Origin of the sequence: Aureimonas ureilytica (assembly GCF_001475935.1) — a bacterium.
In the GTDB taxonomy this organism is placed as follows: domain Bacteria; phylum Pseudomonadota; class Alphaproteobacteria; order Rhizobiales; family Rhizobiaceae; genus Aureimonas; species Aureimonas ureilytica_A.
In genome coordinates, this window is record NZ_LDQA01000126.1 from 1 (window position 1) to 686 (window position 686).

Below are 686 nucleotides of genomic sequence, written 5' to 3' on the forward strand. Positions count from 1 at the left end.
TTCGCCCGCCAGCACCGACAGGCCCATCGCCGCCAGAAACAGGAACACGAGAATGCCGCTCACCGTGCCCGCGCCATAAGCGAGGCCCGAAAGCGCGCCCTGATGCAGCGTCCGGGCGACGATCGTCACATTGTCCGGCCCAGGGCTCGCGGCGAAGACGAGAAAGGCCAAGGCGAACAATCCCAGCGTATGCGCATCCATGCCATGCCCTCGCGCGCTCGTTAGACGGCGAAAGAATACGGGTTTTGCGGGCGTGCGAAAGAGGGGAGCGCGTTGTCCATCCTTGCCCACACGTCCCTTGCGAACTACCCTCGCGCTCAGAGCGAAAACGCGATTCGAGAGGCGGGGCGGGCATGGTATCGCGTGTGAGGACCGTGGCCTTTCAGGGCGTCGAGGCCGTGCCGGTCGATGTCCAGGTTCTCGTCGCGCCCGGCAAGGTCGGCATGAGTATCGTCGGGCTGGCCGACAAGGCCGTCACCGAAAGCCGCGAGCGGGTTCAGGCCGCGCTCCATGCCTCCGGCCTGTCGATGCCGCCCAAGCGCGTCACCGTCAATCTCGCACCCGCCGACCTGCCGAAGGAAGGTTCGCACTACGACCTGCCCATCGCGCTCGGCCTGATGGCCGCGCTCGGCGCCATTCCGGCCGATGTCTTGCAGCGCTTCATCGTCTTGGGCGAACTCTCGCTC

Annotated in this window: 2 protein-coding genes; one reads left to right on the top strand and one right to left on the bottom strand. The window is 66.3% G+C overall.

The window, feature by feature from the left end:
• Positions 1 to 201: LysE family transporter (locus NS365_RS22950; RefSeq protein ID WP_193753527.1), on the bottom strand; the 201-nt coding region annotated here is incomplete at its 3' end.
• 152 nt (positions 202 to 353) lie between these two features.
• Between NS365_RS22950 and NS365_RS22955 the strand changes: the two genes are divergently transcribed.
• The coding region (locus tag NS365_RS22955) for a magnesium chelatase domain-containing protein (protein ID WP_193753528.1) at positions 354 to 686 on the top strand (333 nt) is incomplete at its 3' end.